A 24,167-nucleotide genomic window follows, 5' to 3' on the forward strand; every position below is an offset into this window, starting at 1 on the left:
GCGCTATGGAATTCACGATCCAACACTTTATCGCGCTTGCGCCGCTGCTGATTACCAGCCTCACCATCGTGGTGGTGATGCTGGCAATCGCCTGGCGCCGCAATCACTCGCAAACGTTCCTGCTGTCCTGCGCCGGGTTGAACCTGGCCCTGCTGTCGATCATCCCGGCCCTCAAGGTCGCGCCACTGGCGGTCACGCCATTGATGATGGTCGATGACTTCGCGTTGCTGTACATCGCCCTGATTCTGGTGGCGACCCTGGCCTGCGTCACCCTCGCCCACGCCTACCTCGGCGAAGGCGGCACCGGCTACCCGGGCAACAAGGAAGAGCTGTACCTGCTGATCCTGCTGGCTGCGGCCGGCGGTATCGTGCTGGTCAGCGCGCAGCACCTGGCGGGCCTGTTCATCGGCCTGGAACTGCTGTCGATCCCGACCTACGGCCTGGTGGCCTACGCCTTCTTCAACAAGCGCTCCCTGGAAGCCGGCATCAAGTACATGGTGCTGTCGGCTGCCGGTTCCGCGTTCCTGTTGTTTGGTATGGCCCTGCTCTACGCCGAAGCCGGCAGCCTGAGCTTCACCGGTATCGGCCACGCCCTGGCCGCCACCAACAGCCCGGCGCCGATTGCCCAACTGGGACTGGCGATGATGCTGATCGGCCTGGCGTTCAAGCTGTCGCTGGTGCCGTTCCACCTGTGGACCCCAGACGTGTACGAAGGCGCCCCGGCGCCGGTGGCCGCGTTCCTGGCCACTGCATCGAAAGTGGCGGTGTTTGCGGTGATGGTGCGTCTGTTCCAGATCTCCCCCGCCGCCAACACCGGCGTGCTGAGCAACGTACTGACCGTGATCGCCATCGCGTCGATCCTGTTCGGTAACCTGCTGGCCCTGACCCAGAACAACCTCAAGCGTCTGCTGGGTTATTCGTCCATCGCCCACTTCGGCTACCTGCTGATCGCCCTGGTGGCGAGCAAAGGCCTGGCCGTGGAAGCCATCGGCGTGTACCTGGTCACCTACGTGATCACAAGCCTGGGTGCGTTCGGCGTCATCACCTTGATGTCGTCGCCGTACAAAGGCCGTGACGCCGACGCGCTGTACGAATACCGCGGCCTGTTCTGGCGTCGTCCGTACCTGACCGCCGTACTCACCGTGATGATGCTGTCCCTGGCCGGTATTCCGCTGACGGCGGGCTTTATCGGTAAGTTCTACATCGTCGCGACCGGTGTTGAGGCCCACGAATGGTGGCTGGTCGCCTCGTTGGTACTGGGCAGCGCCATCGGCGTGTTCTACTACCTGCGCGTGATGGTCACCCTGTACCTGATCGAGCCAAACCTGCGCCGTGTGGATGCCGAGCTGCACTGGGAACAGAAAGCCGGTGGCGTGATGCTGCTGGCTATCGCCCTGCTCGCATTTTTCCTGGGCGTGTACCCACAACCGTTGCTCACCTTGGTGCAGCACGCGGTGCTGGGCGTTTGATCGCTTAGGTTGATGCAGTAAACAGAACGGCGCCTTTGGGCGCCGTTTTGCGTTTCTGTAGCCTGGCTTTTCCCTTCCCTACTCGCTGAAATTTCCTCTTCAATCTGCCTCCTAATCTGGCATCTTCCCCGCTGGATGCGCCCTTAAGGTGTTTGCGTTTTAAGAAAGTTCCCACAGCTTGGGCGCTTGACCCATAGCGAGTGGGCCACCAAACTATACGCAGGCTACGTACAGAACATGGATGCTCTATTTATCGAACTGCCGGCATTCGAACGGCATCGCAGGGACTATCTGAGCGATGAGCTTTTTCACGGTTTTCAGCAGGAGTTGATGAAAAATCCAGAAGCGGGAGACGTGATCGAAGGAACGGGCGGGTTGAGAAAGGTTCGCTTCGTCGATGAGCGACGAAACAAAGGCAAGCGCGGGGGCCTGCGGGTCATTTACTACTGGTGGTCAGGCGGTACGCAATTCTGGTTATTCACTTTGTACGGCAAACACGAACAGAACGACCTGACACCCCAACACAAGAAAGCCCTTAAACACATGCTGGACAGGGAAATCAAAGCGAGAACACACCATGAAACGTGAAATCTTTTCCGAACTGGTCGAAGGCTTCGACGCCCTGGCTGATGAACGCCAGGGCAAAATCACCCTGCGCACCCACAAAGCGCACCTCAACAAGCTGGCGCCACTGCGCGCTGAGGAGGTAATCGCCGTACGCCAGCAACTCAACCTGTCCCGCTCGGTATTCGCCATGTACCTGCGCACCAACACCCGCACCTTGGAGAACTGGGAGCAAGGCCGGGCCAAGCCGAATGCGCAGGCTGTCACGTTGATACGACTGGTGGCGCGCTTTCCGGAAACCGTGGCGCAACTTGCCGCATTGGGCTGACCGGCAATAGCCGCAAAAAAACGCCCCGAGCATTCGGGGCGTTTTTACAGCGTAAACAGTGTTAGAACGTGATACCCACCTTGAAACCATACTCATCACGCTTGAGCTTGGTGTTGTCGGCCACATAGGAATCGTTATCGAGCTTGTACTCGGTACGGGTGTAGTACAGGCCCGCCATCACTGGCAGGTCGCCCTTCTGGTTCATCAGCAGGCTGACTTCGGCGTAAGGGTTGGTGCGGTCCTTGAGGTCGACAGTGTCGCTGCCGACGCCGTCGACCTTGAGCTTGGCGCGGCCGTCGATGGTGTGGCGGGCGCCGGCTTCAACGCGCAGGGTCATGTCATCGAACTGGTGGTTGTAGCCCAAAGCGGCCTTGGCAAACGGCGACTTGTTGGTGAGCTTCATGTCGTAGCCATTGGTGTCCGGCTCGTAGCGGGTCCAGCTATAGCCACCACCCACGATCACGTCGACAAAATTGCGCGCATCCAGCGCGGCACGCCAGCCGAGGTCGAGGTCGGCCTGGCCTTCCTTGAGTTTGTTATCGCTTTTTTCGCCGTACTTGGCTTCGATACCGGCCTGGTAGATAAAGCCCGACTCGGCGGTGAGCTTATTGCCGAAGTTGTAGAACAGGCCGGCTTCGGGCATGTGGTCTTTGTCGCTTTCGCTACCGCCTTCAAGTTTGAAGTCGTTGTAGCTGCCCATGATCCCGAAGGTGGAAATCGGGTCAGTGGAAGGTGCTGCGAACACCACGCCAGGCGCAGCCACCAGGGCCAGCAACGAGGTGTTCTTGAGGAATTTTCCGAATAGTTTGGACATCGTTTTACATCTCCATTTTAAGGTGGGCAAAATATTCAGGAATCGGTTCGAACCTTGGCTTTTGCAAAAAGTTCGAACGGATTTGCACCAAAATGGAGGAAAAACGATTCAGCGAAGGCTCTATCTCAAGACTCTTCAGGATTCATGCGAATCAGGTGTTCAACGGCTTCGTGAAGTTGAGGCTGCTCCGGCAGCCGAATGCCGAAGGTGTCGCGCAACAGTTCCAGTAACTCATCGACACTCTCCAGCGTGCGCTTTTCGCTCGGTCGATCCAGATAATGAAGGGCATAGCGGGCGTTGGCCAAGGTATGACGTTTACCGGGCGCAAGCAGCGCGGCTTTCAACTGCCCTACGAACGGTGAGCCAGGGTGCGTGGAGACGTACCAGTTGCCGATTTCATAGTCGATGTCGGCCTGGGTTTGCAGGTCGAACACGTACAGGCCGCGCCACTCCTCGCCCACCTGGGCCCATAGTGTGTAGCTGCCTTGATTGAGCGTCAGTCGATAAGGCTCATGAGCGGTGACCTGGGGCGCGTCGGTATCCAGTTGCAACGGACTGCTGGGCACCATGCCGCCAAAACCGACATCGGTGATATAGCGCACGCCGTCGAGGGTCACCAGGCTCAAGCGATGGGTTCGCCCGGTGTGGGCGTCCGGTGGGCCGCCGATCACCACGCGCCCGGTGATGCCACGGGCCTCAAAGCCCAGTTCCAGCAACAGGGCCAAGAACAGCTGGTTCAACTCGTAGCAATAGCCGCCACGCCCCTCATGCAGCACCTTACGCTCGACGCTGGGCAGGTCGATCGGCACCGGTGCATGCATCAGGGTCGAGAGGCTTTCAAAGGCGAAGGTGCACACATGGCGCAGTTGCAGGTCCCGCAGGGTTTGCAGGGTGGGCGGCGGTGGCGAGGCATAGCCCAGGCGTTGCAGGTACAGGCGGCTATTGGCGAGTGTGTGCATGGCGCGATCCTTGGGCGCAGGGCGAGAGCGTCACTATGCCGCGCCTCTGTGTGCGTTGTCATTTTGAATGAACCTTTTGGAGCGCCGGCCTATCCATCTATAACAAGATTGGGAGGCAACATGAGTACCGCAAAAATCTACACCGTCCACTATCAGCTACACGGTAAACCCAAGTCTTTCGTGGTGCGCGCCGAGGTGATGAACAACGCCGAGGCCTGGCATTGGGCGGCCGTCGATGCCGACATTGCCCATGTCAGCCGCATCGGCCGCGTGGGTCACGAGCAGGTGAAAAAGACCACCCGGCCCTGGGCGGAAAAATACGGCATCAGCGACGTCAGCTGGTCCCCGCCCAGATAAACAAAGCCCCGCACATAGGCGGGGCTCGGTTCACTGCTTCAAGTCGCCCAACGGATCGTAGGGCGGCTTTTTTTTCGCTGTCTCCTCGTCCTTTTTGTCCAGCGGCGCAATAGCCGGGCCGATTGGATCGACCTGCGGGTCGGCCACGTCCGGCGAGTCCGGGTCGAAGCCCAGTTCATCCTTGCCACTGGCATGTTCGTTGGAATGGGGGCCATCGGTACGCTTGTTCATCAGGTTCTCCTGTTAAAGCGGGCGGGCTTTGTCGTGGAGGTTTTCCAGGTCTTCTTCGGCGCGCTGCACATCGTCGTCCGGGCCTCGTTCTTTCGGATCATTGGGGCGCAATGCATCATTGTCGCGCTCCTCTTCACCGGGGGTGCGGTGCGGGTCGGGTGTACCAGGCGGTGGCTGTTTATAGTCGGGCATGATGGCTGACCTCATGAAGGGTTCACCGTTTTAGAGAAATCGCCCGCAGCCATCGTTCAACTTCATTGCGCCAGGCATGAGAAGATGAGCGCCCTTTCTGGAGACCTGCCCCGGATGTTCGAGCTCAAACCCTGCGACCCCGCCACCTATCGCCAACAGACCCGCCGCAGCACGCTGATCGTCGCGGTGCTGTTCCTGGCCTTGGCCATGCTGCTGTCGAGCCTGGCGGTGATGCTGTTCGGTGAGCCTGGCGGTGATAATTTTCGCTTCAACGTCGGCGGCGTCTTTGCCGGCGTGTTGATCACCGTCGCGCTGGTACGTGGCCCGTTCTGGACCCAACCCTGGATGGCGTCGGCGGTGTATGGCTGGCAGCTCAAGCGCAGCCTGATGAGCGTGACCAATGTGATGCACAAGGTCAGCGAGCGGGTGCAGGCCAACGACCCGTCAGCCATCAAGCTGTTGCGCTTCTATCACCTGGGGCTGATTCAGATGCACGAACTGGACGCCAACTCCAGCGCCCAGGCGCAACTGGTGGGCGAGATCGAGGCCCACAAGGCAAAGATGCAGGCGCTGGGCATTGATATCGCACAAACCCGGCTGGACCCAGCCTGGCTGGACAGCCTGAAAAGCGCTTAACGCCCCAGGGACACGTCAGTGGGCAATCTGGCCCGCCAGCAAAACACTGCGCTCACGGCAATCGCCGCACCCGCCAGGCCAAACACCCAGGGCGCGGAGGCCACAGGCAGCAACAGGCCCGCCAGCAGCGGCCCGAGGCCGGCACCGATATCGCGCCATACGGCGTTGGACGCCAAGGCAGACACGCGCAGGGTGCCGGGGTTGCGCTCCGCCACCAGGGTGGTCACCAAGGGCAATTGCAGGGCACGCAGCACCAACACCGCTGCCGCGCCGACGATCACCCAATGGCTGCCGAACGCAGCCAGGGCCAGGGCGCTCAGGAACGAAAACCACAACAGCATCGACGTGGCGCCAAAACGCTGGGCCGCACGCCCGCCCAAGGGGCTCAGGAGCAATTCCGACAGGTAGCGCAGGCCCATCAAGCCCCCGGCGATCAGCACCGCATCCCCGCCCATGATTTTCTGCGCCTGGATCGACAGGCCAAAGATAAACAAGCCATCCAGGGCGACACCTTCGATAAACGACCACAGTGCCACTGTGTCCGGCCACTTGAAGCGACGCCCCGGGGTGCTGTGCAAGTCATGACCGGCGGTGGGTAAACCACGGGAGATCCATACCCCCACCAGGCAGCAGACGGCGAGAATCAGGAAGATCGGGCGCGGCCCGGCCCATAACGTCAGCAACCCGCCCAGAGGCAGGGCCAGCATCGGCCCAAAGGCGATCAATGCCCGTGAGCGCCCCGCCCTGCGCGCCGCCCCCTCAGGTTCAGAGGTCGCCAGTACCTGGGTCGACAGGTTCAACGCGGCAAAACACAGGCCCCACACCAGCCGCAAGCCCAGCAGCGCAGCGAAGCCCGACAGCACCGAGTTACCCAGTGCGCACAGCGCTGCCGCGCCGGCGGCGAGCGTGCAGGTCAGGCGGTCGCCGTTGCGTGCATAAAAATTCAGTACATGCCGGTAACCGAAGATGCGTACCAGACGGTTAGCCGCCAACAATACGCCGGCCTGGGCCAGCGTGATGCCGAACGCCTCGGACTCCATTGGCAGCAGCAGGTACAGCAACACATCACTGGGCAGGCAAAACCCGAGCGTCAGTGCCGCGCGGCGCGAGGTGGTATTGGCGGTGCGTTGGGCAAGGCTGGACATAAAACTGAAACATTCAGAAATATTCAGGCCGCCACACTAGCCTTCCCCAGGCCTGTTTTACAAGGGCTGAGTCTTATGTGGATCGGGCTCTGCGTCCACCGGGCAAGCCAAAAAAACGGATATTCCTTACATCTCTTTCGGTACGTCGTTCGCACCCTAGTGCTCTCAAACCCGCCTGAGAACCTTGCCCATGTGCGACCGCCCAGCTCACCTCAAAGACCGTCGAAACTTCCTGCGCCTGGCTGCCGTCAGTACAGGCGCAACGCTACTAGCCGGGGCGCTGCCCTCACTCGCGTACGCAACACCGGCGCCGGCAGAGCGCCCCAAGCCCGCCAACGACCTCAGCCCGCAGCTTGCCTTGCAGCGGTTGATGGAGGGCAACCAACGCTATACCAACGGTGTAACCAGCCGTCACAACTTCATGCACGAACGCGAATTGTTGGTGAACGGGCAAAATCCGTTCGTCGCGGTATTGAGCTGCGCCGATTCGCGGATCGCCCCTGAGTACACGTTCGACACTGCCCTTGGCGACCTCTTCGCGGTACGGGTCGCGGGCAATTTCGTCACCGATAACGGGCTCGCCAGCCTCGAATACGCGGTGGCGGTATTGGGCACGCCCCTGATCATGGTATTGGGGCACGACATGTGTGGCGCCGTCGCGGCGGGGGTCAAGGCCGTCAAGGATAACGCCCGCTTCCCGGGCAAGATCCAGGGCTTGGCCGATACTTTCAAACCCTCGGTGAACAAGGTATTGAAAGCGCCCGGCGACCTGCTGGAAAACGCCATTGCACAAAATGTCACCGACACCATGGCGCGGCTCATGGCTGAATCAAGCCTGCTGGCCGATGCGGTCGCGGCGGGAAAACTGCTGATAGTGGGCGGCGTGTACAAGCTGCACAGCGGCAAGGTGAAAATGCTCCGCTAGGCTTTCTGTAGGAGCGAGCTTGCTCGCGAAGAACGTCAACGATAACGCGGGCATTCTGGTTAACCGCGGTGTCATTGCGTTTTTCGCGAGCAAGCTCGCTCCTACAGGGGGCAATGATCGCTCAAGGCAAGCGGCGCGTCTCAAAAACCACGCCCAGGTCCAGGCGCCCGTCCTTCAGCGGCGGGCACCAGTAATAGCCCCCCGTCAACGGCTTGCTGATGCGATACAGGCCATCGACAATCCCATCTTCCAACCCACTCATGCGTCGCAGCTGCGCTTCGAATGCATCGAATGAATGACCAAACGCGAGGAACATCAACCCCGCCTGGCCATTTTCGGCCCAGGGCATGGAGCGGCGCACCACGAAGGCTTCCGGTGTGAAGCTTTCCTGGGCGGTACGCTTGGTATGGGCCGACTCGGGGGCATCGTCGAGCTCTTCGTTATCGCCATGGCGGCGGCCAATGATGTGGTCACGCTCCTGGGCAGGCAACGCGGCGAACCCGTCAAGGTCGTGCTGCCATTGCTGGATCGCCGCGAAGCTGGCGCCGCTGTCGGTCAGCGCGGCTTCCACAGCGGCATCGTCGTGAGGGTTTTCGGTGCCGTCTTCGTAGTCGGTCAGGTCAAAACCGGTCTTGTAGCGGAAGCCTTCAGTCGACTGCACCAGGCGAAACGCCGGGGCCAGGGCTTTTTCCACGGCCCGGCTGCGCAGCAGCAACTCACCGCGATCCACCCCATGCAGCCATACCCACAGCGCCTGTTGAGTCGACGGGTTTTGAGCGCCAGGGCCGCTGACGGCCGGGAATGAGCGCAGCCCTGGGATCTGGGCACCCAACGCCTTTACCAGCGGCTCACCGAAACCCACCACAGCCGCCGCATCCGTCAACTGCACCAGTGCGTCCAGCGCAGCGGGCACGGCTTGCAGCGAGTCGAGGGCAAAAAACAGATGGCGGGCCTGCAAAGGCACCGGTGCGGCAAGAATGCCCGGCTGGTACTGACTCATGTGAACTCCTTCTGAAAAGCCGCGCAGTTTACCCGGCGGACACCGCGCTGCGAACAAGAATGCGCGCAAGCCTTGCGTTAGAGCCGCTTGTTGGGTGACTCTCTAGTCATGTTTTGCAACTATTCCAGGGGTAGCGACATGACCACCAGCAACCTGCTCGCCCAGCTGTTTCCCACCTCCACCGCGCAGATTCCCGAGCAATTTCGCCTGGCGGCGCCCATTGAGCAACGTGAATACCTGGTCGATGGCCAGTTGCAGGTGTGGAACGGCCCGCTTGCCCGCGTGCAAAGCCCGGTGCAACTGGGTGACGAGCGCGTGCACATCGGCAGCACGCCGCTGCTGGATGCCGACACCGCCCTCACCGCCCTGGATGCTGCCGTGCGCGCCTACGACCGTGGCCAGGGTGCATGGCCGACGATGCGCGTGGTTGAGCGTATCCAGCACGTCGAGGCGTTCCTGCGGCGCATGCGCGAACAGCGCGATGCGGTGGTCAAGCTGCTGATGTGGGAGATCGGCAAAAACCTCAAAGACTCGCAGAAAGAATTCGACCGCACTTGCGACTACATCACCGACACCATCAATGCCCTCAAGGAACTCGACCGGCGCAGCAGCCGCTTTGAGCTGGAGCAGGACACCCTCGGCCAGATCCGCCGCGTGCCCCTGGGCGTGGCGTTGTGCATGGGGCCTTACAACTACCCTTTGAACGAGACCTTCACCACGCTGATCCCAGCGTTGATCATGGGCAATACCGTGGTGTTCAAGCCGGCCAAGCTGGGTGTGCTGTTGATCCGCCCCTTGCTGGAAGCCTTCCGCGACAGCTTCCCGGCCGGGGTGATCAACGTCATCTACGGCAGCGGTCGCGAGACCGTGAGCGCGTTGATGGCCAGCGGCAAGATCGATATCTTTGCGTTTATCGGCACCAACAAGGCCGCCAGTGATTTGAAAAAGCTGCACCCCAAGCCGCACCGTTTGCGCGCTGCACTGGGGCTGGATGCCAAAAACCCCGGCATCGTGCTGCCCGAAGTGGATCTGGACAATGCAGTGAACGAAGCCGTCACCGGCTCGCTGTCGTTCAACGGCCAGCGTTGCACCGCGTTGAAAATCCTGTTCGTGCATGAAGACGTGGTCGAGCGCTTTATCGAGAAATTCAACACCAAGCTGGCGACGCTCAAGCCCGGCATGCCCTGGGAAGACGGCGTAGCGCTGACGCCACTGCCGGAAGTGGGCAAGGTCGATTACCTCAATGAACTGGTGGCCGACGCGGCGCGCCATGGCGCCAAAGTGATGAACCCCGAGGGCGGCAGCAGCCGTGGTTCGTTCTTCTACCCGGCGGTGCTGTACCCGGTGAACCCACAGATGCGCGTCTACCACGAAGAGCAATTCGGCCCGGTGGTGCCGATCGTGCCCTACCGTGACCTGGACACCGTGATCGACTACGTACTGGACTCGGATTTCGGCCAGCAGTTGAGCCTCTTCGGCACCGACCCCGTGGAAGTCGGACGCCTGGTGGACACCTTCGCCAACCAGGTGGGCCGCATCAACATCAACGCCCAATGCCAGCGTGGCCCGGACACCTTCCCCTTCAATGGGCGCAAGAACTCGGCCGAGGGCACGCTGTCGGTACATGACGCCTTGCGCGTGTTCTCGATCCGCACCTTGGTGGCGACCAAGTTTCAGGAGAGTAACAAGGCGTTGGTCAGCGACATTTTGCGCAATCGCGATTCGAGTTTCCTGACCACCGATTACATCTTCTAAAATCACCCCCGTTCCAATGTGCAGACAGGTCAGTGTGGGAGATGGCTTGCCTGCGATGCCGGCACCTCGGTCTTTCAGTCAGGTCGCGGTGATGCTATCGCAGGCAAGCCAGCTCCCACATTTGATCGCGCGCACTCAGATAATCGAGGCCACTTTAATACTGATGAACCTGCCCTTCTTTGCCCGGCGCCTGCTGCGCCCTTTGCTCGACCCCTACCGCCGCTTTCGCCATGCCAAGCTGATCCACGCCGCGCGCGTATCAGTGGGTTTGCTGGCAACCATCCTGCTGACCACCGGCCTCAACCTGCCCCACGGTGAGTGGGCCTCGGTGACCATGCTGATCGTCATCGGCGGGCTGCAGCACCACGGCAATATCGGCAAGAAAGCCGTCGAGCGCGCCTACGGCACCTTGATCGGCGCCAGCGTCGGCTTGCTGCTGGTGGTGCAACAGGCTTACTTCGGCCTGCCGTTGCTCACCTACCTGTTGATGTCAGTGGTATGTGGGTTCTTTTCCTATCACGCCATCGGCAAGGGCGGTTACATCGCGCTGCTGTCGGCGATCACGGTATTTATCGTCGCCGGCCACGGCGACAACCCGATCTCCGATGGCCTGTGGCGCACCGTCGACATCCTGATCGGCATCGTGCTGGCCCTGGCGTTTTCCTTTGCCTTGCCGTTGTACGCCGTGTATTCGTGGCGCTACAACCTGGCCAGCGCTCTGCGTGACTGCGCGCAGATTTATAGCCGGATCATCAATGGCCAATCGGTAACCGACGACGAACACCTCAAGCTGCTCAACCGCTTGAACGGGGCCATGGTGCAGCTGCGTTCGTTGATGCCTTCGGTGTCCAAGGAAGTGCGGATTTCCATGACTGAACTGGATGCGATCCAGCGGCACCTGCGTATGTGCATCAGCACTTTGGAGATTCTGGGCAATACCCGACCGGACCCGCGCGATGAGCAAGCCACGGCAAGAATGCAGGTGATGTTGAAGGCCGAGCATCGGCAGATTCGGGTGCAACTGGTGGGGATGGCGCGGGCGTTGAAGTCGGGGGTGACGGAGCGGTTGGAGCGCACCGGTCATATGGATGGCAGTAAACCGATGCTGGATGCTCCAGTGTACAGTGCGCTAGATGGGTATCGGTTGTTGACAGTGCAATTGGCGGCGAATGTGGATGCGATGCGCGGACGGCTAGCCAAGCATTCATCGCACTGGAATATTTGAGGTTATAAGAATCGGGGGCGGATCCACCTGTGAAGTAGACCCGTCCACTTTTCATGAGTTTTAATTACACGAAATTAACGTTCTCTAATCCAGATATTATCGATATCAAAGTCGTTACCATCGCCACTACTTACATGATTATATAAACTAAGAACAACAACGCCACCAAACGAGCGGGAGTAGACCCCAGTGCCGTTTTTCCATGTCATCTGTCCCGCCGTATCGACACCGCCACCAATCGGCTGGCCATTTACACGCAAATCTATTATTGAACCGAAGGATCCACCCCCCCCTCTGGCACGAACAGAAAACCCTACATCGTACGTTTGACCACCTCGAATTGAAACAAGTTGGGTCATAATCGTATCGTTATAGTTTCTATTTTGATTAGTGAAACATTCGACCACACCATTTCTAACGCCATAATCCCCCACATAAGGCCCTTGAATCGTCCAGCCTTGAAGTGTGTTATCGTTAAAGTCCCAAGAAATATTGAGCTTACTGAGGCGTTCAATCGTTGTGGTGGCTGAAGACGGCTGAGTACCGTATAACCCCATAGCTCTATACCCATAGGTACGAACCTGGGTAAGACTGCGGGAATAGCTCCAATCACCATTTGAATTCACAGGACGGTCAATCAGAAAACTACCGTTCTCATAGATCCTTACTTGTTGATTGGCGGCGGCTTTGCCTAGTAGCCACACACTGCTATCGTACGTGGTGCCATTGTTGTAGAGTTGTCCTTTGGAATCATGAACCGTCAGCGTTACTGGAGTGGCAATTAAGCTTGTTATCGTGTAATTGGTTGTCGGAAACGCGACCGCATTATCCTTACTCTCGCTACCATTGAACTCCACCTCGGCGCTTACAATGATGTTCGCTTTATCCGCCAACCCGGTCAGCCAGCCACGTTGTACCGCTTTGTTCACAAGCCCATTGGCAGCCTCTGTTGATGTGATCAGTGCACCCTCCGCCGTGAGCACATGAAGGGGAGCAACTCCCGCACTGCTGCAGCTTATCCATATACGTTGATCCTTTGCGCTTAAGGCCCATTTAGTCAAAGAAGCCAACCCATTACCGGCAAAAGCGTTCAGGTCCAGCGTACCGCCAGGAACAACATCATTGATCCGTGGCTGCGGCAAACTGGCAGCAGGAATGGTAGTGACCCTCACCGTCTGCACCTGTGACGGAATCGGGTCCGCCACACCCGGCCGCACCACCGAATACTTCAAGCACACCGTACTGTTCACACTGCGATGCAAGACTTTACTCTCAGTCAGGTTGAATGCCACCGTGCCTCCATCCAATCCATTCTCGACCGCCGTATGGTGAGTTCCGTCGGCAAAAATCCATTCCAGCGTGATGCGGTCTTGACCACTCATACCGGTGTAGCGGACGGTCACCGTCGTATTGTGTTCAATCGGCAGCGGGTCCACCGTCACACTTGGCCCGGTATCGGTGGTGCCATTGATAAACGGATGGGGCAATATTCCCGGCAAGGCCTGAATGGTGTAATGGCGGACACCGAACAGCACGGCGGTGTTCTTGTCAGAGCGTTCCGCCAGGCTGACCCAGAACTTGATTGTCAAATCCGCACCGTCCTCCAGCAGCTTGATCTTATCCACGGGGGTGGGCGGGTTGATACCCTTCAACACGCCGTCGTTCGTGACCTCGTTGGCGGTATAGGTGTCTTCAAACACAACGCCTTTGCTTTCGTACGTCATCCACATCAATTGCTCGGCATGGATGAAGCTCCACACTGGGATGTAGGTCCGCGCGGTGGGGCTCAGTTGTGAAAAGTCCAGAATTGGCCCGCTGATACCTTCGATAGTCGGCGTCGGCAACCCTGTCAGCGGCAGCAGCCACAGGGGCACGATCACGGACTCGTACGGTAACGTGCCGCGATGGAAGTGATATTGCACATTGATGGTGTTGCCGCCCTCACGGATCCCGCGGGCGATGGTGCGAGCATCGATCCACACGCTGACTTCATGAGTACTTGGGTCGCCCGCGACATTATCTGCGAAGCTACCGTGATGATCGGCAGTGATCCAGTCCACGGTAATAAAGTCACTGGCCAACATCGGCCGGAATTTCACGATTACCCGTGTGCCGCTTATTGCCGCCAACGGGTTGAGTTCATCGGGAGAGGTGGAGGCGCCCTCGATGATCGGCCGGTCCAACTCCACACCTTTGCCCACGGTGAGCATCAGTACTTCTGAACGCAGCACGACTTTCGGCGGGCCAGTGCGCTCCAGACTGTAGGAAATGCGCAGGCTACCGTTAAGGTTTTTATCAAGAATGTCGCGGCTGACCGGATAGGGCAACTCTTTGCCGGCGGTTGCGTTATTGATCTCGATAGTGCCATCGGCCGAACCGTCAAGACTCGAGCCAATGCACGACCAGTGAAGCGTGTCGCCGTTTTGTGTTCCCAAGTAGGTAAAGGTCACCAGCACATCTTTGCCAGGCACGTCAGCCGGGTCCACGTTGTTACCCATAGCGCCTTGCAAGCGTGGCGCCGGCATGTCGGCGGTGCGCTCACCGACTTGCGCCCCGAGTATCGCCGATGAACGAACCGCCAACGCGCCGCCTCCCAGGATATGGGCGGCGCCGTCATTGGTGGTGTAATGAATCTGGATTGGACCCCGCCCGTTGAATTGCTCTAACTCAGCGGCCTTGACCGTGTAGGTGCCACCTTGCGAACCTGCAAATTGTTCTGTACGAAAGATAGTTGGGCTCCCCCCTCCCGGCGGTACATGGGTGATGTACAACGTTTCCAGCCAGCCGGGGTTATGCGGCTCGTAAGCCGGGATGGTGACCGTGATGTCCTCGCCTACGGGAATCAAACCCAACTCGATAGGGCTGACGCTGGGCACAGGCATTGAAACCTTGGTGCCAACCACGGTAATCGTGATGCTACCGGACTCGCGCGGTAGCGGCGCATCGGTTTCCCAGATAAATGATGCCCGAATTGAGCCCCCCACCAGCGGCTCAATGAGCTTGTTATCAATAGGAATATAGGTAAACCCTCGGTTCAAATCAGGCACAGGTCCCAACAGGATAGTCTCGCTGGTGCCGTCGTCTCGCGTGCAAAGCAAGGAAACGGTGATCTCATACTCGGGTTTAGGCGCTGGAAACTGCCGTTCTGTCAGAGCGATGAGTTCGAAGGTCGAGCCGCTCTGGGTGTCGAAGTCGATCTGTTGCGTGATGGGATCAAGCTCTTTGTCATCCACGAGAAAAATCGGCGCGTCCAACAGGTTGGGGTCTAGTTCGGCTTTGAGGAAATAGGGTTTGGAGTACTGATATTTTTCGCCGGAGAAATTCTCCACCACATCCCGCACACGAAAACGCAGGGTCAATATGCCCCGTTGCCCGCCCTGCGCGATGATCGATTTATCCACAAACACGCGGATCGGCCCCGCTCCGTCCGCTTCATCGGGAGTCACGGTATGCTCAACAAAAATGCCATCCCAGGACAATTCGATCACATCGTTCTTGCGGATGTGTTCGTACGGGTAAATCAGGCAATCGAGGCCTGGCCCGACATCTTTCCACTGCAGGGTAGCGCCTTCTGGTAACCCTTCGACTTCCATCTCCAGCCCGGTATGCCATGGGCTTCCCGGGTCGGTATCGGTGCCACCCGGCCGGGTGGTCTTGATCAGAATAATCTGCGGGGGGGATGTGCTTTCGTTGCCGCTGCCTGCCCGCCGTACTCGACCATAGGTCACCACCTCACCCTCGGGCATACGCTCCTCGGGAATGGCCAGGTTCTGGCGAACCAGGGTGGTATCCTCAACGACATCGTCAGCGGCCGCGTAAACCAAATCGTCAAAGTAGATGGCGAAGTAGTCATTGGAACTAAAAGTGGCCCACTTCTCAAAGGAATAGAGCGCGTAAGGGCGCACATGCCGGATGCCCAAGCCATAGACCGCAACCTCACCGGGCACATGCCGAAGAGGTATATGCGGATAGGCCGAGTAAGGATGGTCCAGGTCCTCCACGCGTTGTGGGCCGGCGGCAATGGATTCTCTCTGGCGAGGCAGGCAGGCGACCGGGGACGAAGCGTCGTCAGTGATAGACCGGTCGCTAGCACTGCCTGGATCAAGAGGGTAACCAGACATGAAGTGTTCTCCTGGCTGAAGGACACGCACAGGAAATTATGCGTGGGGGCCAGGAAGATCAAACAGCGGTGAGGGAAGCCGCGTCTAGCTGTGAGAATTGACAGTGGCGACAAATGGTATAGTGGGTCGAGTGAAAGCGCCGTTAATACAATGCCCGCACATTCACACCTTTTCTTACATATTTTTCACGTTTTATTCACAAGCCGAGACGTAGTGTGAAGCCTCATCCGTTACAAACGTTGCATATCAAGCCCGCCGCCCCAGCGGGCTTTTTTTTGCCTGCTTTTTGGTCAGGAAACGGCCTCATCCTGTAGGAGCGAGCTTGCTCGCGAAGAACGTCAACGATAACGCGGGCATTCTGGTTAACCGCGGTGTCATTACGTTATTCGCGAGCAAGCTCGCTCCTACAGGGGGTTGGGGATGGGTTTCAGCGTGTGGCTTGTTCGCGAATGGCGCGCTGGGTCTCCAGCACCTTGGCCAACGCCGTTTCAGCCTCGGCACTCTGCTGCGGCACCCGAATCGCTGCCGACACCAGCGTGATCAGCTTGGCCATCACCTCGGCATCCGTGGCCGGGCGGCCCAGGCTCATGGAGTTCATCAGCAGGCGCAGTTCGGTGCCGGCCATCACCCCGGAAATGGCCTTGAGGGCAAATTGCAGGCGCACCCCCAGTTCATTGCGCGGCAGATCCGGCAAGGCCAGGGCGAAGGCTTCGAAGAAACGCTGGAACACCGGTTGGTAATGCACCTTGAGGTATTCCTGGATGAACGGCGAAGTGTCGCTGTAGACCCGGCCCAGGAAGCGGATGAACGAGCGCCCTTCCCCGCTGGCCGGGTCGCTGCGCTCCAGGCCCATGGCCGGGGCAAACAGCACGCCCAGGAGCGTGTCGCAATCCAGTGGGCCGTCGGATTCAGCTTCACAGCGCGCCAGCAGTTCCAGGCGCTGCTCGTTGAGGGGCTCCAGGCGTTGCATCAGCAGGGTTTTCATCAGGGAGTCCTTGTCCCCGAAGTGGTAGTTCACCGCTGCCAGGTTGACCTGGGCGCGTTCGGTTATCTGCCGTAGCAACACGGCGTCATAGCCGTACTTGATGAAAAGAGCCTCTGTCGCATCCAGCAGTCGAGTCTTGGTAACGTTTGGAGCGCTGAGTTTCTTCGCGACCATATGGGTTCCACGGCGGAAATATTGTTTTAAAAAATAATTTGATTTTTTTATACCGGGGCGGCCCGTCGAAAGCAAGTAGTGACACTCCGCCATATCTTGCAAAGCCCGTATATTCGGGCTTTTGGGGCAAATCGAAGGTTTTTTAACTGCCTCTGACACCCAGCGAGAAAATCGTTTCAACCGGTAAAACCGCTCTACCTCCGCGGCTGGCGAAGCGTGAGGAAGGCAGTTACTATTCAAACAATATTTTAAAAACAAGAAATAAAACCAGTCCGTAACGCGTACAGGCAGCTTCCGAACTTGTTACAAAGGGTTTCCGGGAGCAAGACCGTACCGTCGAGACTGCAGGCGTAGTCATGATGACACAGACCCCCGCGCACCCAGGTTTGATTTCACTGCAAGGCATCGGCAAGCGCTATCAGCTCGCCGGGCAAGAGTTGAGCATTCTCAATGATGTGTGCCTGTCCATCGCCAGCGGGGACAGCTGCGGCATCCTCGGTGCCTCTGGTTCCGGCAAAAGCACCCTGCTTAATATCCTCGGCCTGCTGGACCTGCCCAACTGCGGCCAATACCACTTTGCCGGCCACGATATTTTCAACGCCACCCCCGATGAGCTGGCGGCGATCCGTAACCAGCAGATCGGTTTCGTGTTCCAGAGCTTCAACCTGCTGCCCCGCCTGAGTGCCCTGGACAACGTCGCGCTGCCCTTGAGTTATCGCGGCGTGTCGCGGCATGAATCGGTGGAACATGCCCAGCGCATGCTCGCACAGGTCGGCCTCGGCGAACGCGCCCATCACCGCCCTGCCGACCTCTCCGGCGGCCAGCGCCAGCGCGTGGCCATTGCCCGCGCCCTGGTTGGCAACCCCTCGGTGATTCTGGCCGACGAACCCACCGGCAACCTCGACAGCACCACCGCCCAAGAGATCATGGACCTGCTGTTGAACCTCAACCGTGAACAACAGGTGACGCTGATCATCGTCACCCACGACCCCCACATTGCCGAGCGCCTGGAGCGCAAGATCCTGGTGCGCAACGGCGTGGTGCATGAGGCCGAGCGCCCATGAGCCTGCGGGTCGAGCAGAGCCTCAGCCAGTTGCTGCACGAAGCTTTTATCAGCCTGCGTACCCTGGGCAAGCGTTCGATCCTGGCGCTCCTGGGGATCGTCATCGGCAGCTCCTCCGTGGTGGCGCTGATCAATATCGGCCACAACGCGGCGGTAGATGCGGCGATGATTTTCAAGGACATGGGCACCGACACCCTCATCGCCCAGTTCCCGCCCAAGGGCGCCAGCAACGTACCGATGCCCACCCAGCTGGACCTAGATGCGGTGCGCCAGGCAGTGCCAGGCATTGCCCATATTGGCGCGCTCAGCCTGTTCAGCGGGCCCATCGTGTTTCATGGGCGCACCACCAATGCCAGCTTTGTCGGCAGTACTGCGGGGATCCAAGACGCCATGCGCCTGGCGCTGCGTGAGGGGCGCTTCCTGTCACCCTTCGATGCCAACGAAACCTACGGGGTGATCGGCGACCAACTCGCCCAGGCCCTCGGCGCGCCGGGCGACCCGCTGCAACTGGGCGACCGTGTGCGTATCAACGACTACCTGTTTCTGGTGGTGGGCATTCTGCACAACCAACCCCGGGCCATGCTGATGCCGGTGCAAGCCAACGAATCGTTGTTTATCCCCGCCGAGGGCATGCGCCGCATCTACGCCACCCCGCAGATCAACAACCTGATCATTCGCGCAGCGCCAGGGCAAGACATGGAACGTATCGCCCGGGACACCGCCGCCGCGCTGCAGCCCCAACTCACCGACCATGACGTCGACATCACGGTGCCCCAGCAAATGATCGATGGCATGACCCGCCAAAGCCGCACCTTTGCCTATCTGCTGCTGGCCCTCGGCGCGATCTCCCTGGTGGGCGGCGGTGTCGGGGTGATGAACGTGATGCTGATGAACGTCTCGGAACGCCGTCGCGAGATTGGCATTCGCATGGCCCTGGGCGCGCGCCAGCGGGACATCCGCAACCTGTTTTTGCTCGAAGCGGTCACCCTCACCGCCGTAGGTGCACTGTGCGGCGCGGTGCTGGGCATGACCGCTGCCTGGCTGTATGCGTGGCTGTCGGGCTGGGCCTTTGCCCTGGCAGTAGCTGCCCTGCCCCTGGGCGTGGGCAGCACGTTGCTGGTGGGTTTGTTCTTTGGCATTTACCCGGCGGTGTCGGCCTCACGCTTGCAGCCGGTCGAGGCCCTGCGCGATGAATAAGTACCTGCTACTGCTGATGTTGATCAGCCTGCCGGGCATGGCCGCCGACGTGGTCATCAACCCCCAGGCACCGAGCACCACCCGCAGCGGCTACGAGCGCAGCGTCTCGCTCAATGCCCAGGCCACCACCATGACCCTGGGCGACGCGGTGTACCTGGGCCTGCGCAATAACCCGGCGATCCGCAGCGCCTACCTGCAACGGGTGGCGCAGAAGTTCGACCTGCGCGTGGCCGAAGACGTGTTCAACCCCAAGCTCACCCTCAACAGCTATTACCGCAGCACCCGCGGCTCCCAGGACAACGCGCGCAACGCCAACGTCGCGCCCACCAGCAGCCTGCTGGGTGAATACGGCACACGCTTGAGCATGGCCTGGACACAGCAGTTGAACAACGCCAACCGCGCCGGCCGCTACCGCAGCGACGGCCTGGACCTGGCGATCATCCAACCGCTGATGCGCGGCGCCGGCTGGGATGCCACCACCGCACCGCTGCGCCTGTCGCGCCTGGCCGAGCAGGCCAACCGCCTGAACCTCAAGGCCACCGTGGCGCAGACCATCAGCCAGATCATCGCCACCTACCGCGAATTGCTGCGCGCCCAGGAACAACTGGTGATCGTGCAGGAAGCCCTCAAGCGCTCCACGACCTTGCTGGAGGTGAACAAGGCGCTGATCAGCGCCGGGCGCATGGCCGAGTTCGAGATCGTGCAGACCGAGGCCGATATCGCCACCCAACAACTAGGCGTGGAAGAAGCCCGCAACCAACTCGACACCAGCCGCCTGGCCTTGCTGCGCCTGCTGGCCCTGGACCTGTCGACACCGGTGCGCGCCACCGAGGCCCTGGAAGCCAGCCCCATGGAGATCGACAAACGCCAGGCCTTCAACCTCGCGCAAAACCAGCAGCCGGAATACCTCGCCGCCCTGCTCGGCAGCCAGCAGGCCGACCTCAACCTGGTGATCGCCAAGGATTCCGGGCGCTGGCAGGTGGACCTGGTGGCCGGCGCCAACCAGATACGCGCCGCCACCAATAACGACGACGGCCATAACAATAACCGCACCTGGGACAGTTACGCCGGGGTGCAAGTGCAGATCCCCATCGGCGATATCAGCACACGCCAGGCCGAAGTACGTGCGCGGGTAAATGTGGAGGACCAGGAAATCCGCATTACCGACGCTCGCCAGGAACTGGAGCGCAACGTCAACAATGTGGTGCGTGACCTTGGCACCCGCTGGCGCCAATATGAAATATCCAAGCGCGCCGTGGAGTTGTCGCGGCGCAAGATCGAGATCGAGCGGGAAAAACTCAGCGCCGGGCGCTCCACCAACTTCCAGGTGCTGAGCTTCGAGACCGACCTGCGCAACGCCGAAAATGCCCAGCTCAATGCGCTGATCGCTTATTTGAACGCCCAGACCCAGCTCGATCTGACCCTGGGCATGACGCTGGAAAGTTGGGAAATCGCCCTCAATGACTACTAATAAAAAATCCCTGCTGGCCATTGCCTTGGCCCTGCTGTTGGCCGGGGCGGCAGTCAGCCTGCTCAGCCAACGCGGCGGCGCCGAGCCTGCGAGCACGGCCGAGCAGTGGCTGGCCGTGAAGCCCGACCCGCTGGTGCACCAGATCGGCCTGGTGGGCAAGATCGAGCCGCAGACCACCGTCACCCTGACGGCACCGTTCGACGGCAATGTGCTGGCCAACCTGGTCGAACAAGGCCAGCGCGTCGAGGCCGGCCAGGTCCTGTTGCGCATGGACCCGGCGACGCTGGAAGTGCAACTGCGCGACGCCCTCTCCGCGCAACTCAAAGCCCGGCGCACCGTGCAGGAAATGCAGGACTGGGGCAGCAGCCCCACCGTCAGCCGTGCCCGTCGCAGTTTACGCACCGCTGAAATGACCGCGGGCAACACCCAACGCAAACTCACCGAGAGCGAAAACCTGTTCAAGCGCGGCATCATCCCGCGCAACGAACTGGACGACCTCAAGCAACAGACTCAACAGCAGCAACTGGACCTGGCGGCGGCGCGCAGTGAGCTGCAACAAGCCCTGGACCAAGGCCAGGGCGAATACCGGCAGATCGCCGAAATGGAGCTGACCAATGCCACGGTGAAGTACGAAGCCCTGCAGAAACTGCTCGAAGGCAAGGAGGTCAAGGCGCCCTTCTCCGGCATCGTGGTACCGGCCCCCGGCAGCACCAACACGGCTCAAGCTGGCGGCAATAACAGCGCGCCGGTACAGGCCGGCAGCAAGGTCAGCCAGGGCCAGGTGCTGTTCGGCCTGGCCAATATCGAACAGTTGAAAATCGTCGCCAAGGTCTCAGAGCTGGATATCAACCAGTTACGTCAGGGCCAGGCCGTTGAAGTGATGGGCGATGGCTTTGACGGCGAGCGGCTGACGGGTTCGGTCAGCGTGGTCAGCGGCTTGGCCATCGCCAGCGACAGCCAGGGCAGCGCGCAGTTTCCGGTGACCTTGTCGATCCCAAAGCTGACACCGCAACAGTTGCAGCGGGTGCGCCTGGGCATGAGTGCTCGCTTGACTATCGTCACCTACAACAATGACCAAGCGATCGTGATTCCCAGCCAGGCGATCCAGGCGGACATGACGGTGGCGTATCGGGCGGCGATGGATCAGCCGGTGCAGCGGGTAAACGTGACCACGGGGCAATCGACGCCCCAGGGGGTTGAGGTGTTTGGGCTAGAGGCGGGGTTTGTGAGGGTCGGGGAAGTCAGTCACTGACACTCGATCCCGGGTGTGCCCTAACTGTAGGAGCGAGCTTGCTCGCGAAAAACGTCAACGATAACGCGTGTTTCCTGAACAAACGCGGTGCCCTCAGGCTCTTCGCAGGCAAGCCAGCTCCTACATCTGGCCCTGTGGCATCCGTTAGATAGTTGTAAGCCTGGCGGCCAGTGCCTTGGCCTGCAGCGCCACATCGGTCACCGCCGTACTTTCCCACCACATCCCCCGCAACGGCGGCCCCATGGCGAACAGTCGCTGGCTGACCTGGCCGCGAGCATCCAGCACCGCCCCTGTTGCATCCGCCGCAATCCCCAGCGCCAACGGCCCAGGCTGGACCAACCCGCGCTTGAGCAATTGCTGCGGCAAAGGCCGGGCCACCCGGCGCCAGTCGTATTCGATGCCGCTGGAATTGATCAGCGCAGCACCCCTAATCTCGGTGATCAGATCCTCGCCACGCAGGCGCACCGCAATGGCAACCCCCTCTTGCGACGGCATCAAGCCCATGAACGACGCCGCATGAATCCGCAGCCGCCCTTCCTCCTGCAAGCGCTCCACCAATTGCGCACTCATTGGCGGCGAACGGTGATGGTGGCTTTCCCACCAGGGGCGCACATGCCGCACAAACTGGCGTTTCTGAGCCTCAGTGGCCTGGCTCCACAGGCGTGCTATATGCACGCGCACCGTGTCCAGCGGTGCCTGCCAATCGATGCCTTGCCCCAACGCGAGCTGGCACTGGCGTCGCACCTCACGCAGCAATTGTCGGGGGCTGCTCAGGCGGTGGTCGGCGGCGAGGAAGTCGTCCCAACTCGGCGGTTGCCGGCGTACATGGGGCAACAAGCCATGGCGCGAAAAAACCTCGACAGGCCCACGATGCCCGGCCTGTTCCAGGGAGACCACGGCATCGACCATGGTCAGGCCCGAGCCGATGATCAGCACCGTCGATTGGGGGTCCAATTGGGTCATTGCGCGTACATCCCAAGGATCCAGCGCAGCGGCGTTTAAACCCGTGGATTCGGTTTGCGGGGTGCGTGCCGCGGGGAACATGCCGGTGGCCAATACCGCACAGGCGCCGCGCAGTTGCTCGCCAGTATCGAGAGTCAATAACGCTGAGGTTGCATCGACTTGAAGGTCCACGGCTTCGGCACGGATATGCTCGACGGTCGATGTGGACCGCGCCTTGGCTTGCGCCAAGCGCTGTTGGGCGTACAGGCCAAAAATCCCACGCGGCGGGAACAGCTCGCTGATGGGCACGTAGTGTTGATGCGACTCGGGCCATCCCCCGGCGCTGATGTAGTCGGTGAGCCACTGAGTGAGGTCGTCGGCATTGTCTGGGTCAACGCTCATGCGTGCGGCATTGCCGTTCAGCGTATGGCCCAATTCGACCGCGCTGTAGGCCTCGCCACGCCCCAGTTCAGCACGCGGTTCAATCACCAGGATGCGCCGCGTACCCCGCAGGCGCAGCAGTTGCACGGCCAGCATCGTACCGCTCAGGCCGCCGCCGATGATCAGTACATCAGCGTTCGGGGTGGATTCATTCATGCCTGCTCGCCCTTACTGCCTGCCCAGGTAAACGTCATGCACATCGCTGCGCGTCAACAACTGCGCAGCCCTGCCGCTCGGGACCGCCCGCCCAGTATCCAGCAAGTAACCCAGGGATGCATAGTTGAGTGCGACATTGATGTTCTGCTCGGTGATCAGGACGTTCACCTGCAAATCGCAGATTGGATCATAAAGGCAGGGTATTGAGGGTGAGCTACAACAGTGGCTTTTTCTATCTCACACCCCGTCAATACTCAAGGTGGCCACCCTGAGTATTGACGCTTAACCAATAAGAGATCGATAACTTACGGTCGATCCAGCACTGTATACTTACGACTTTCGGAAGAGCCAATTTCGTTCCCGTCAGCGTCCGTCACCCAATAACTGGCCACGACGAACTCTTCCTGGAATACCACATCAAACCTCAAAACAGCTTGGTATTCGGGCTCCAAGTGCTCAATCTCAATGACTGAGAACTCAGTTCCATTTCCCTCCACCTGCCAGTATAGCCTCTGCCCTAGAGCCAGCCCTGGATACCGTGCAATAACGATCCGACCTTGACGTCCGGTCACCTCGGGATATTTCACAGTTTCGCCGTGAGACGGTGTGATATTAGGAGCTGGAAACAGTTGATTCTTTGCTAGGTATTTTGATTCCATTAGCGTGCTCTCCATAACAAGATGAAAGCCACCCCATTGTTTATTCGGCATCAAGCAACTGAGCGGCAACACCGACTCTACCCCTCCCATTTAATGGGCATAAGCT

General features: G+C 59.9%; 23 protein-coding genes. 12 read left to right on the top strand and 11 right to left on the bottom strand.

Annotated features, from left to right (window positions below):
• Nucleotides 1-5 precede the first annotated feature (5 nt).
• The 3 genes from nuoN (at nucleotide 6) to V8689_RS16865 (ending at nucleotide 2,361) form a co-directional block, all read left to right on the top strand.
• A complete protein-coding gene (gene nuoN, locus V8689_RS16855; RefSeq protein WP_003192122.1) occupies nucleotides 6-1,469 on the top strand; it encodes an NADH-quinone oxidoreductase subunit NuoN in 1,464 nt (487 codons plus the stop codon).
• Between the two features lie 237 nt (nucleotides 1,470-1,706).
• A complete protein-coding gene (locus tag V8689_RS16860; protein ID WP_003192123.1) occupies nucleotides 1,707-2,057 on the top strand; it encodes a toxin in 351 nt (116 codons plus the stop codon).
• Nucleotides 2,047-2,361 carry a helix-turn-helix domain-containing protein gene (locus V8689_RS16865; RefSeq protein ID WP_032896658.1) on the top strand — a complete coding sequence of 105 codons (315 nt, stop codon included), beginning with the start codon at nucleotides 2,047-2,049 and terminating at the stop codon, nucleotides 2,359-2,361. Before V8689_RS16860 ends, V8689_RS16865 begins: the two co-directional genes overlap by 11 nt.
• A gap of 61 nt (nucleotides 2,362-2,422) precedes the next feature.
• On the opposite strand, the gene V8689_RS16870 is transcribed toward V8689_RS16865, so the two are convergent.
• Nucleotides 2,423-3,175 (bottom strand): outer membrane beta-barrel protein, encoded by a 753-nt coding sequence (locus tag V8689_RS16870; protein ID WP_056783659.1) that lies wholly within the window; start codon nucleotides 3,173-3,175, stop codon nucleotides 2,423-2,425.
• 125 nt (nucleotides 3,176-3,300) lie between these two features.
• Nucleotides 3,301-4,134 (bottom strand): arylamine N-acetyltransferase family protein, encoded by an 834-nt coding sequence (locus tag V8689_RS16875; protein ID WP_056783656.1) that lies wholly within the window; start codon nucleotides 4,132-4,134, stop codon nucleotides 3,301-3,303.
• A gap of 120 nt (nucleotides 4,135-4,254) precedes the next feature.
• Here V8689_RS16875 and V8689_RS16880 point away from each other — a divergent pair, with 120 nt between their 5' ends.
• Complete coding sequence (locus V8689_RS16880; RefSeq protein WP_003192128.1) at nucleotides 4,255-4,491, top strand: DUF6555 family protein; 237 nt, start codon at nucleotides 4,255-4,257, stop codon at nucleotides 4,489-4,491.
• Nucleotides 4,492-4,521: 30 nt separating this feature from the next.
• Here the strand turns inward: V8689_RS16880 and V8689_RS16885 are convergent, their stop codons facing one another.
• On the bottom strand, nucleotides 4,522-4,722 hold the full coding sequence (locus V8689_RS16885) for a DUF6021 family protein (protein WP_032896653.1): 201 nt from the start codon (nucleotides 4,720-4,722) through the stop codon (nucleotides 4,522-4,524).
• A gap of 12 nt (nucleotides 4,723-4,734) precedes the next feature.
• Complete coding sequence (locus V8689_RS16890) at nucleotides 4,735-4,914, bottom strand: hypothetical protein (RefSeq protein ID WP_003192131.1); 180 nt, start codon at nucleotides 4,912-4,914, stop codon at nucleotides 4,735-4,737.
• Nucleotides 4,915-5,028: 114 nt separating this feature from the next.
• Between V8689_RS16890 and V8689_RS16895 the strand changes: the two genes are divergently transcribed.
• Complete coding sequence (locus tag V8689_RS16895) at nucleotides 5,029-5,550, top strand: DUF3087 family protein (protein WP_056783654.1); 522 nt, start codon at nucleotides 5,029-5,031, stop codon at nucleotides 5,548-5,550.
• Here V8689_RS16895 and V8689_RS16900 read toward each other — a convergent pair.
• Nucleotides 5,547-6,695 (bottom strand): MFS transporter, encoded by a 1,149-nt coding sequence (locus V8689_RS16900; RefSeq protein ID WP_056783651.1) that lies wholly within the window; start codon nucleotides 6,693-6,695, stop codon nucleotides 5,547-5,549. The genes V8689_RS16895 and V8689_RS16900 overlap by 4 nt on opposite strands.
• Before the next feature lie 190 nt (nucleotides 6,696-6,885).
• On the opposite strand from V8689_RS16900, the gene V8689_RS16905 reads away from it, so the two are divergent.
• On the top strand, nucleotides 6,886-7,620 hold the full coding sequence (locus tag V8689_RS16905) for a carbonic anhydrase (protein ID WP_056783650.1): 735 nt from the start codon (nucleotides 6,886-6,888) through the stop codon (nucleotides 7,618-7,620).
• 121 nt (nucleotides 7,621-7,741) lie between these two features.
• Here V8689_RS16905 and V8689_RS16910 read toward each other — a convergent pair whose 3' ends face one another.
• A complete protein-coding gene (locus V8689_RS16910; RefSeq protein WP_056783646.1) occupies nucleotides 7,742-8,620 on the bottom strand; it encodes a Dyp-type peroxidase in 879 nt (292 codons plus the stop codon).
• Nucleotides 8,621-8,758: 138 nt separating this feature from the next.
• Between V8689_RS16910 and V8689_RS16915 the strand changes: the two genes are divergently transcribed.
• The gene (locus V8689_RS16915; protein ID WP_056783643.1) at nucleotides 8,759-10,375 is read left to right on the top strand and encodes an NADP-dependent glyceraldehyde-3-phosphate dehydrogenase; all 1,617 of its coding nucleotides are present in this window, start codon (nucleotides 8,759-8,761) and stop codon (nucleotides 10,373-10,375) included.
• A 163-nt stretch (nucleotides 10,376-10,538) separates the two neighbouring features.
• Nucleotides 10,539-11,600 carry an FUSC family protein gene (locus V8689_RS16920; RefSeq protein ID WP_056783640.1) on the top strand — a complete coding sequence of 354 codons (1,062 nt, stop codon included), beginning with the start codon at nucleotides 10,539-10,541 and terminating at the stop codon, nucleotides 11,598-11,600.
• A 74-nt stretch (nucleotides 11,601-11,674) separates the two neighbouring features.
• Here the strand turns inward: V8689_RS16920 and V8689_RS16925 are convergent, their stop codons facing one another.
• Nucleotides 11,675-15,721, bottom strand: a complete 4,047-nt coding sequence (locus V8689_RS16925; RefSeq protein WP_434520574.1) for a YncE family protein — start codon at nucleotides 15,719-15,721, stop codon at nucleotides 11,675-11,677.
• 427 nt (nucleotides 15,722-16,148) lie between these two features.
• Entirely contained in the window at nucleotides 16,149-16,880 is a 732-nt protein-coding gene (locus V8689_RS16930) for a TetR/AcrR family transcriptional regulator (protein ID WP_032880606.1), read from the bottom strand.
• Nucleotides 16,881-17,236: 356 nt separating this feature from the next.
• Here V8689_RS16930 and V8689_RS16935 point away from each other — a divergent pair, with 356 nt between their 5' ends.
• Genes V8689_RS16935 through V8689_RS16950 form a run of 4 tightly spaced genes read left to right on the top strand, consistent with a single transcriptional unit; the run spans nucleotide 17,237 to nucleotide 21,863 of the window.
• Entirely contained in the window at nucleotides 17,237-17,944 is a 708-nt protein-coding gene (locus tag V8689_RS16935) for an ABC transporter ATP-binding protein (RefSeq protein WP_056787811.1), read from the top strand.
• Nucleotides 17,941-19,140 carry an ABC transporter permease gene (locus tag V8689_RS16940; protein ID WP_056787814.1) on the top strand — a complete coding sequence of 400 codons (1,200 nt, stop codon included), beginning with the start codon at nucleotides 17,941-17,943 and terminating at the stop codon, nucleotides 19,138-19,140. The genes V8689_RS16935 and V8689_RS16940 overlap by 4 nt, the downstream gene beginning before the upstream one ends.
• Nucleotides 19,133-20,611, top strand: a complete 1,479-nt coding sequence (locus V8689_RS16945) for a TolC family protein (RefSeq protein ID WP_056787817.1) — start codon at nucleotides 19,133-19,135, stop codon at nucleotides 20,609-20,611. The genes V8689_RS16940 and V8689_RS16945 overlap by 8 nt, the downstream gene beginning before the upstream one ends.
• Nucleotides 20,601-21,863: an efflux RND transporter periplasmic adaptor subunit gene (locus V8689_RS16950; RefSeq protein ID WP_056787820.1), complete on the top strand. Its 1,263-nt coding sequence runs from the start codon at nucleotides 20,601-20,603 to the stop codon at nucleotides 21,861-21,863. The genes V8689_RS16945 and V8689_RS16950 overlap by 11 nt, the downstream gene beginning before the upstream one ends.
• Nucleotides 21,864-22,007: 144 nt before the next feature.
• On the opposite strand, the gene V8689_RS16955 is transcribed toward V8689_RS16950, so the two are convergent.
• The 3 genes from V8689_RS16955 to V8689_RS16965 all read right to left on the bottom strand — a co-directional run bounded on the left by V8689_RS16955 (nucleotide 22,008) and on the right by V8689_RS16965 (nucleotide 24,061).
• On the bottom strand, nucleotides 22,008-23,402 hold the full coding sequence (locus V8689_RS16955; RefSeq protein WP_056787823.1) for an FAD/NAD(P)-binding protein: 1,395 nt from the start codon (nucleotides 23,400-23,402) through the stop codon (nucleotides 22,008-22,010).
• A gap of 12 nt (nucleotides 23,403-23,414) precedes the next feature.
• Nucleotides 23,415-23,570 (bottom strand): hypothetical protein, encoded by a 156-nt coding sequence (locus tag V8689_RS16960; RefSeq protein ID WP_155717238.1) that lies wholly within the window; start codon nucleotides 23,568-23,570, stop codon nucleotides 23,415-23,417.
• Between the two features lie 137 nt (nucleotides 23,571-23,707).
• Entirely contained in the window at nucleotides 23,708-24,061 is a 354-nt protein-coding gene (locus V8689_RS16965; RefSeq protein WP_056787826.1) for a hypothetical protein, read from the bottom strand.
• Nucleotides 24,062-24,167: the final 106 nt, after the last annotated feature.

The organism is Pseudomonas sp. AK181 (assembly GCF_051122975.1).
Classification (GTDB): domain Bacteria; phylum Pseudomonadota; class Gammaproteobacteria; order Pseudomonadales; family Pseudomonadaceae; genus Aquipseudomonas; species Aquipseudomonas lactis.

Excerpts from the sequence above, each read along its gene's own strand:
- nuoN (WP_003192122.1), top strand. The coding sequence starts at position 6 with ATGGAATTCACGATCCAACACTTTATCGCGCTTGCGCCGCTGCTGATT.
- V8689_RS16860 (WP_003192123.1), top strand. The coding sequence starts at position 1,707 with ATGGATGCTCTATTTATCGAACTGCCGGCATTCGAACGGCATCGCAGG.
- V8689_RS16865 (WP_032896658.1), top strand. The coding sequence starts at position 2,047 with ATGAAACGTGAAATCTTTTCCGAACTGGTCGAAGGCTTCGACGCCCTG.
- V8689_RS16870 (WP_056783659.1), bottom strand. The coding sequence starts at position 3,175 with ATGTCCAAACTATTCGGAAAATTCCTCAAGAACACCTCGTTGCTGGCC.
- V8689_RS16875 (WP_056783656.1), bottom strand. The coding sequence starts at position 4,134 with ATGCACACACTCGCCAATAGCCGCCTGTACCTGCAACGCCTGGGCTAT.
- V8689_RS16880 (WP_003192128.1), top strand. The coding sequence starts at position 4,255 with ATGAGTACCGCAAAAATCTACACCGTCCACTATCAGCTACACGGTAAA.
- V8689_RS16885 (WP_032896653.1), bottom strand. The coding sequence starts at position 4,722 with ATGAACAAGCGTACCGATGGCCCCCATTCCAACGAACATGCCAGTGGC.
- V8689_RS16890 (WP_003192131.1), bottom strand. The coding sequence starts at position 4,914 with ATGCCCGACTATAAACAGCCACCGCCTGGTACACCCGACCCGCACCGC.
- V8689_RS16895 (WP_056783654.1), top strand. The coding sequence starts at position 5,029 with ATGTTCGAGCTCAAACCCTGCGACCCCGCCACCTATCGCCAACAGACC.
- V8689_RS16900 (WP_056783651.1), bottom strand. The coding sequence starts at position 6,695 with ATGTCCAGCCTTGCCCAACGCACCGCCAATACCACCTCGCGCCGCGCG.
- V8689_RS16905 (WP_056783650.1), top strand. The coding sequence starts at position 6,886 with ATGTGCGACCGCCCAGCTCACCTCAAAGACCGTCGAAACTTCCTGCGC.
- V8689_RS16910 (WP_056783646.1), bottom strand. The coding sequence starts at position 8,620 with ATGAGTCAGTACCAGCCGGGCATTCTTGCCGCACCGGTGCCTTTGCAG.
- V8689_RS16915 (WP_056783643.1), top strand. The coding sequence starts at position 8,759 with ATGACCACCAGCAACCTGCTCGCCCAGCTGTTTCCCACCTCCACCGCG.
- V8689_RS16920 (WP_056783640.1), top strand. The coding sequence starts at position 10,539 with ATGAACCTGCCCTTCTTTGCCCGGCGCCTGCTGCGCCCTTTGCTCGAC.
- V8689_RS16925 (WP_434520574.1), bottom strand. The coding sequence starts at position 15,721 with ATGTCTGGTTACCCTCTTGATCCAGGCAGTGCTAGCGACCGGTCTATC.
- V8689_RS16930 (WP_032880606.1), bottom strand. The coding sequence starts at position 16,880 with ATGGTCGCGAAGAAACTCAGCGCTCCAAACGTTACCAAGACTCGACTG.
- V8689_RS16935 (WP_056787811.1), top strand. The coding sequence starts at position 17,237 with ATGATGACACAGACCCCCGCGCACCCAGGTTTGATTTCACTGCAAGGC.
- V8689_RS16940 (WP_056787814.1), top strand. The coding sequence starts at position 17,941 with ATGAGCCTGCGGGTCGAGCAGAGCCTCAGCCAGTTGCTGCACGAAGCT.
- V8689_RS16945 (WP_056787817.1), top strand. The coding sequence starts at position 19,133 with ATGAATAAGTACCTGCTACTGCTGATGTTGATCAGCCTGCCGGGCATG.
- V8689_RS16950 (WP_056787820.1), top strand. The coding sequence starts at position 20,601 with ATGACTACTAATAAAAAATCCCTGCTGGCCATTGCCTTGGCCCTGCTG.
- V8689_RS16955 (WP_056787823.1), bottom strand. The coding sequence starts at position 23,402 with ATGAATGAATCCACCCCGAACGCTGATGTACTGATCATCGGCGGCGGC.
- V8689_RS16965 (WP_056787826.1), bottom strand. The coding sequence starts at position 24,061 with ATGGAATCAAAATACCTAGCAAAGAATCAACTGTTTCCAGCTCCTAAT.